The 7187-nt window shown below is 47.1% G+C and carries 4 protein-coding genes; 2 read left to right on the top strand and 2 right to left on the bottom strand.

The window, feature by feature from the left end:
• Nucleotides 1-236 precede the first annotated feature (236 nt).
• Both rnt and QQL66_RS05985 read left to right on the top strand, forming a co-directional pair.
• Nucleotides 237-923 carry a ribonuclease T gene (gene rnt, locus QQL66_RS05990; protein WP_284379930.1) on the top strand — a complete coding sequence of 229 codons (687 nt, stop codon included), beginning with the start codon at nucleotides 237-239 and terminating at the stop codon, nucleotides 921-923.
• A 93-nt stretch (nucleotides 924-1016) separates the two neighbouring features.
• Nucleotides 1017-2039, top strand: a complete 1023-nt coding sequence (locus QQL66_RS05985) for an AraC family transcriptional regulator (protein WP_284379928.1) — start codon at nucleotides 1017-1019, stop codon at nucleotides 2037-2039.
• Nucleotides 2040-2151: 112 nt separating this feature from the next.
• Here the strand turns inward: QQL66_RS05985 and QQL66_RS05980 are convergent, their stop codons facing one another.
• Nucleotides 2152-2394, bottom strand: a complete 243-nt coding sequence (locus tag QQL66_RS05980; protein WP_284379927.1) for an acyl carrier protein — start codon at nucleotides 2392-2394, stop codon at nucleotides 2152-2154.
• 142 nt (nucleotides 2395-2536) lie between these two features.
• Nucleotides 2537-7102 (bottom strand): ATP-binding protein, encoded by a 4566-nt coding sequence (locus QQL66_RS05975; RefSeq protein WP_284379926.1) that lies wholly within the window; start codon nucleotides 7100-7102, stop codon nucleotides 2537-2539.
• Nucleotides 7103-7187 lie beyond the last annotated feature (85 nt).

Genomic DNA, 7187 nt, shown 5'->3' with positions numbered 1-7187 from the left:
GACTAGCTGCCTGTAACTCATGGTGTTTTCTTTATGTTGTGGTGACTAAAGCTTACCACCAACAGGCAGTTAGTCTCTTCTCACCAGTTCAACCATGAGTGTTGCACTTATTATCTGAATTTAGGATCTGGTTTAACCATCCCAGACCAAGTAAAATGGCCGGCCACGCTATGTATTTGTAACGCTATTTATTAGCCACACATATTAGCCACGAACAATCCAAGGAATTCCCACCTGTGTCTGATTCAGAAAAATCTCTATTCGCTCAACGTTTCCGAAGCTTCATGCCGGTTGTAATTGACGTTGAGACGGCAGGCTTCAATGCCAAAACCGATGCACTACTCGAAATCTGTGCTGTGTGCTTACACATGGATGAAGAAGGATGGTTACACATCGATGAAGTCATTGACTTCCCTGTGCATCCATTTGAAGGGGCAAACCTGGAGAAAAGTGCACTTGAATTCACAGGCATTGATCCGTCTGATCCAGACCGTGGTGCGGTAACTGAAGAAGAAGCCTTATCCGAGATTTTCAAAGTCGTCAGAAAAAAGGTGAAGAACGAAGGGTGCAACCGCGCTATTTTAGTAGGTCATAACGCCACCTTCGACCACAGCTTTGTAATGGCAGCGGCAGAACGTTGTGACATCAAACGCAACCCGTTTCATCCGTTCTCGACCTTCGATACCGCGACCTTGGCCGGTTTAGCTTACGGTCAGACTGTTCTGGCTAAAGCCTGTCTGGCGGCTGACATCGACTTCGATAACAAAGAAGCGCACTCAGCAAAATACGATACCGTTAAAACCGCTGAGTTGTTCTGTGAAATTGTGAATAAGTGGATGCGTATGGGCGGCTGGCCACCAAAAGGTGTAGAAGAAGCCAAAGAAGACATCAGCATGGAAGATTTTGAGCAGTTCAGTGAATAATCTCAGTAAGTTTTCGCGAGAAGCTTGCTATCCTTAAAAACGGAATTATATAGAGTTACAGATTAACTCGATGCACAGGGGCAGCAGACGTAAATGAACGAAACAACAGTCAGTATTTCTTCTGCTCGCTCCGTTCTGCACTATCTAAAAAATAATCAGATCATTGATGATCAGAGCCAGGCCCAACTGCTTGATGAGCTTGGTATCTCTCAGGATCTCTTACAGGATCAGGAATCCCGCCTCCCTATTACCCAATACCATCAGCTTTGGGAGAAAGCCAAAGAGCTTTCAAAAGATCCGGCCATTGGTTTGCACGTTGGGCAATTGAGCAGCGCAGAATTAATGGGCCTGGTCGCGAATGTATTAGTTCACAGTGATTCCCTGGAACAAGGGATTGAGCAATATGTGCGTCTATTCAGCCTGGTCAATAACGGCATTGAACTGACCTTTGATAAACAAGGCAGTGTTTCGGTTATTGAATTTCATCACCACAAGCCGGAATACTACTGCCAGCAAGACATGGAACGAACCCTGTCACTGGCAGTGCAACGCACCAAGCAATACGTCAACGATCAAATTCGCATGGAGAAAATCGGTGTCGCCCATCCTGCACCACCTTATGCGGAAGAATACTCAAAGCTCTTTGGTTGCCCGGTGGAGTTTGATCAGGACGTATGCAGCATTACCTTTGCCAGCCGCTTCCTGCAATTCAGCCCAAAACAGAAAAACCCCTACGTGCGTTCGGCATTGCAACGTTACGCAGAAGCCATCAACACACGACTGTTCAAACGTAAGATCGGCGATAAAGTAAAAGACATAGTTCTCGAACTCTTACCACACGGTCAGGCTGACATCGACCGGGTCGCTCAGCGTTTACACATGAGTCGACAAACCCTGTATCGAAAACTGAAGAAAGAAAACCTGGTCTTTCAAGAGTTGGTGGAAGAGATCCGACAGGAAAAAGCGTTGGAAATTATCAAAGACAAAAACCATTCCCTCAGCGAAATTGCCTTCGTTTTAGGCTTTTCAGAACTCAGTGCCTTCAGTCGGGCATTTAAGCGTTGGACGGGGAAAAGTCCGAAACAATATCGAAAAGAATTGGATGGGGAAGGATAAAAAAGCTATCTAAAACGCGTTACAGTGAGAGTGCCTTTTAGATAGCTTTTGCACGATTGGATCTGGTCTGAACTAATTCAAATTAGTTTATCCAAACTCAACGTATTATGGCTTACGCCGTTGCTGCTTCGGCAGTAATCAACTTAATGACGTCTTCTACGGTTTTCACGTTCTGAGCTACTTCGTCTGGAATCTCGATTTCAAACTCTTCTTCCAGCGCCATCACCAACTCTACCGTATCCAGTGAATCGGCACCCAAATCATCGGTGAACGCCGCTTGTTCTGTGACAAGCTCAAGCTCAACACCCAATTGTTCACTGATGATGGTTTGAATTTTTTTAGTTAAATCTGACATGTTTGTTCCTTTCTACTTAAATTTTTTAAAGTCTGCAGGATCTTCACAACCGGAGAGCCTGCTACATAAATGAAGACCCAGTAAAAACCGGTACGAATGCTGATTAAGCTAATCACGTACCGACGTTTTTACTCCGTCTTTGTTAAAGTTGTTTGAGTGTTAAGATAACCTCTCCCTGCTGTAAATATTGACCATCCAAGTCTCGACAATGCATCACCTGATACTTGTCTTCACTCGACGAGTTTTTGAAAAATTGGCTCAACGTGATCGGCATAAACATCTTCATTACTTCCAATAGAAGTAAGGTTTGATTACCAGAAATCACATCGCCCGGTTTTACAAACGGTGGGTTCTCCGGTGACGGCGCGGCATACACCACGCCGGTACTAGGAAGCTTTAATAAGAACTCACTGCCGTCATGTTCAATGAACTTTGACACTCGCGACATCGGTTCACTTTGAGCCTGTGGAACCTCACTCAGAGATTCACCGTGATCACTCACCCACTGCTCAACAAACGCCGTAGAGATATCCCCCTTAATAAAGTCTTCACTCTTTAGCAGTACTTTGATCAGAGGTAAGTTAGTGTCCACTCCGCTGATCACCATTTCATCCAGATACTCGCTCAAGCGAGCAACCGCTTCGGCTCTGTCTTTACCGTGAACGACCACCTGCGCGACCAGGTTGTCATAGAAAGGCGTCATCTCCTTGCCTTTAGCGGCTACCGACAACACCCGTGCATAAGGCTTGCTAGGAATATGTACCTGCTTGAAGGTACCTGTTGCCGGAGTAACCACTAACTCACCTGACTGCTCATCCTTCGAAATAGACTCAGCATTCACACGCACTTCAATGGCATGGCCGTTTTGTGAAACGTCTTCAGGGATATCTGCGATGCTTAACCCTTCAGCGATTCGGAACTGTTGCTCCACCAGGTCCACACCTGAAGTCATCTCAGTGACAATGTGTTCCACCTGTAGGCGTGTGTTCATTTCCATGAAATAAAAACAATCACGCTCCAGATCAAAGAGAAACTCCAGGGTACCCGCACCCACATAGTTGATTTGTTGGGACAACCCTTCCGACCAGGTTTTCAGTGCATGAATCTGATCTTGAGTAAGTACATACTCACCAGATTCCTCAATGATTTTCTGGCGATTACGCTGAGCAGAACAATCACGAACGCCCATCATTCGGAAAGATCCGAGACTGTCTCGTAAGATCTGAACTTCAATATGGCGAACCGATTGCAGCAGGCGCTCAATGTAGACATCACCACAGCCAAACGCACTCTTGGCTTCCTGTTGCACACGCAGGAAAACATGCTCAAGTTCTTCCGGCGTCTGAACCGTACCAATACCTTTACCGCCACCACCGTGACTGGCTTTAATTAGCAGAGGAACACCGATGTCATTCATCACTTGATGGGCGTGAGCAAGATTAGCTACCACCCCATTACTGCCAGGCACCGTCGGAACGTGCGCCGCTTTTGCCGTAGCGATGGCTTGTGCTTTATCCCCCATGCGGGAAATAGCCGACGCATCGGGACCAATGAAGTTCAGGTCTTTTTCTAAACAGGCAGCAGCAAAATCTGCATTTTCAGAAAGGAAACCGATGCCAGGGTGAAGAGCATCCACCCCTTCCAATTCAGCAACACGCAGTACTGAATGAGCATTGAGATAACTTTCCTCAGAACTTTGACCGCCAAGGCACACTAAACGATCACCCGCGCCCAGCGAGTCTGCAGCCACAGATGACATATCCGGATCAGACTGAACCAGAACCACTTGTTTGTTGGCCGTATGCGCGGCTTCAATCAAACGCAATGCCGTACAGCCACGAGCATGGATCAACAACTGTTTAATCTTGCCATACTGCTTTTGTTTAACTTCAGGCAGAGACGTCGCTTGTGTACCTGCGTTTTCAGTTAACCAGGTATCCAACACATCATTTAGAGTCAACTCGCACAGAGGTAGAGTTGGATCAATTTCTTGTAAACGACGATCAAGACCGGCAAAGAAGGGATGGCGAATCAAACCTCGCATGACGTTGCGATCCTTATCCCCCCAGGTACGTTCTACCAGATAGTTTGATAAGGTCGCTTGTAAGGTTAAATGCTCCGGTACCACCACTTGTCCGGCAAAAGGAAGATTAGTGCCCGACAGATAATAAGTATCAACACTTGAGTGCGTCACAAAGCTTGCCTGAGCACCACCGGTACAATCGCCATACCCAATGATCATCATTCGGCCGCCGGCATCGGTGAAGCGAGAAATAGCTTCGTTTACCACCGCCATTGAGAATAAGGCAGAAGCACCTTCCTTGGTTTGCATCCCAGCAGAAGACACCAATCCGATCACAGGAATACCTGCAACTGATGCCCTCTCCAATAATCGACACAACTTCTCTGCCGACGCCATATCAAACGCACCGGCCTGAAAATCACTGTTGCTGACAAACAAGCCAACTTGCGTGTTGAGCTGTTGTTTTAGCGCCCCAACACCCGTGATCAAACCACAGGGCGTTCCGCCATTATCCAAAGCTTGGTTGATTCGTTTAGCGAAACCAGGAAAAACCTTCGGATCTTTAGTCACCAGATCCTGATCCAAGGGTTGGAAGCTCTCAAACAAGAGTTCAATCCAGGCTGTAGGCGTAATCATTCGTTGTGACTTGGTTTCGTCCAACAACTGTTGAATTCTCACATTGCGCGATGCTTGTGTCAGGCGATGCCAAAAGTTTTTCTGACGACCAATCCGGGTGGGCTGAAACGCACCCGAGAACGGGATGCCGCGTACTTGGTGCCAGTATAAGCGCGTTAACAAGGTGCTGATGAAGTACCCGGCAACCACCAACAACACAGAATCCGTTTGAGGGAACTGACGCTGTTTCCAATCGTTCATGCGTGCAACCAAGGTCTCCAAATGACCCTGCTGATTCAAATGATGCAACCAATTTAAGAAACGCTGAGCGCGCTCTCGGTCGATGCCTTGCTCAGTGGCAATCACTTGAGCTGAGCGCAGCAGCTTCTGAACGGTCTCTACCGACAAGGTTTGCTTCAACGAGTATTCCCAGGCAATCGAACAGATTTCCGTTAGGAACACATCGTAATTAACATCGAGTAGCTTGAGTAACTCCAGATGATGAAGCACCAATTCCTGGATTTCCCGAACCGCAACAAAGTCAGTCAGTGACAGTGGCGCATCCGCTGTGTCATCCAAAAACGCCGCCAGAGTGATTGATTCGTTTTCTTCCAGATAAGCTCGAAATTGATTCAGATAACGCCCCAGTTGATCTTGCCATTGATGGAAAAACTCAATAGCGAGCCCCAGCGACAACGCCTCAATTTTTTGGAACTGCAGATCATCAATGCTTTGACCAATGCGCCCTGAATATTCAGAGGTCACAGCGTCATCCGATTGCACCGCTTTCCAAAGTTGCTCCAACCCTTTGTGATATCGCAATGGCTGAGAGCGACTGAGCCACTGAGCGAAACGTTCAGAATCCTGCTCTTGTAGCGATTCATTATCCTGAGCAATTGCCGAAGATTGACGAGGCTGAATCTGGATATGAATACGATCCGACGAGGCCGTCTGTTCATAATGCGGCTCTTGAAAGCTCAAGCGGCTTCTTAATGTCTGCCAGCGAAGATCCCGAATATGGATCGGATCAGTCTTTTCACCTTCGGTTAAGGTTTCTTCAGAGCCAGCTTTTTCTAAGAAAGCATCTTCTGAGAAAGCGTTTTCTGCAAAGGTATTTTCTGACAAAGGATCAACTGACGTCGTCGTTTGAGATAACGACATCAAACCCGCCAATATCGCCTCTTTCACTCGTTGAGGTTCAGCATTAGCATCCAGAGGCGAATAATCAATCACGCCATCCAGTACCCCATCAAAGACCAACTCAACAGCACTGATACCGACTTTCTGAGCACATTCCTGCCAGCTCAGGTTTTCCCGTCTGGCAATGGCCGCTAAGCCTTGCGGTTGAATGGTACTGAATACACCGTCTTTCAGAGCAAACAGCAAATTGGTCGCCGCCAAAGGAATTGCTCCCCCCGAATAACCTTTGCCATAAATCACCCCAATGCTTGGGACATCCAAACGGGTGAACCCGGTAATCAGCTTCGAGATACTGCCCGCCTGAAACTCCATATTGGCCTGATTACCGGCATCTGCTCCCGGTGTATCAATGAAGGTAACCACAGGCAGACGTTTAGCGCTGACCTCAGACAACCAGGTGTTCACCAGATTATGATGCTTCGGTGACCAAACCCCATTTCGAACGGAACGGTTTTGCACAACCACTGCGACTTCATAACCAGCGGATTGAGCATCGCACAGCTCAATATTGAGTAAGCATAAAGGGCCGAGCTGTTCTTCTTTCAGAATACGATCGGCCATTTTATGAACCAAAGACAAGGCCGACGGACGTTTAATGTCATCCACAGGCTTCAACACCTGCTCTGCATAGGTGGCATTGGCCAGCGACTTAATTACATTCAGCTTTTGGATCAATGTATCCTTGTCTAAGAAAGGGCCGCCCGCAAAATTCAATGTTTCAATCCCTAACGCTTTTCGGTCACAACGAATGGTTAAATCAGATGTGCTGTCGGACACGGCATCGGACGATGCATTATCCGTCGTTTTCTCTATAGAATTTTCTTTGTGGTCTTGAGGTGTTAACCCTGCCTCGCCTTCAATGTCGAACATACTTCTTACCTCTATTTCCTATAGAACCGCCCATGCGAGAAAGTGCCAATCGTGATACAAACAGCCCGATCTCAAGCAAACGAAT

The organism is Litoribrevibacter albus (genome assembly GCF_030159995.1).
Taxonomy (GTDB): domain Bacteria; phylum Pseudomonadota; class Gammaproteobacteria; order Pseudomonadales; family Litoribrevibacteraceae; genus Litoribrevibacter; species Litoribrevibacter albus.
The sequence above is the reverse complement of the archived record's forward strand: the minus strand, read 5'-3'. Positions and strand labels throughout refer to the sequence as shown.

Bases quoted from the DNA above. Each gene is read 5' to 3' on its own strand.
- QQL66_RS05985 (WP_284379928.1), top strand. From the start codon at position 1,017: ATGAACGAAACAACAGTCAGTATTTCTTCTGCTCGCTCCGTTCTGCAC.
- QQL66_RS05980 (WP_284379927.1), bottom strand. From the start codon at position 2,394: ATGTCAGATTTAACTAAAAAAATTCAAACCATCATCAGTGAACAATTG.
- QQL66_RS05975 (WP_284379926.1), bottom strand. From the start codon at position 7,102: ATGTTCGACATTGAAGGCGAGGCAGGGTTAACACCTCAAGACCACAAA.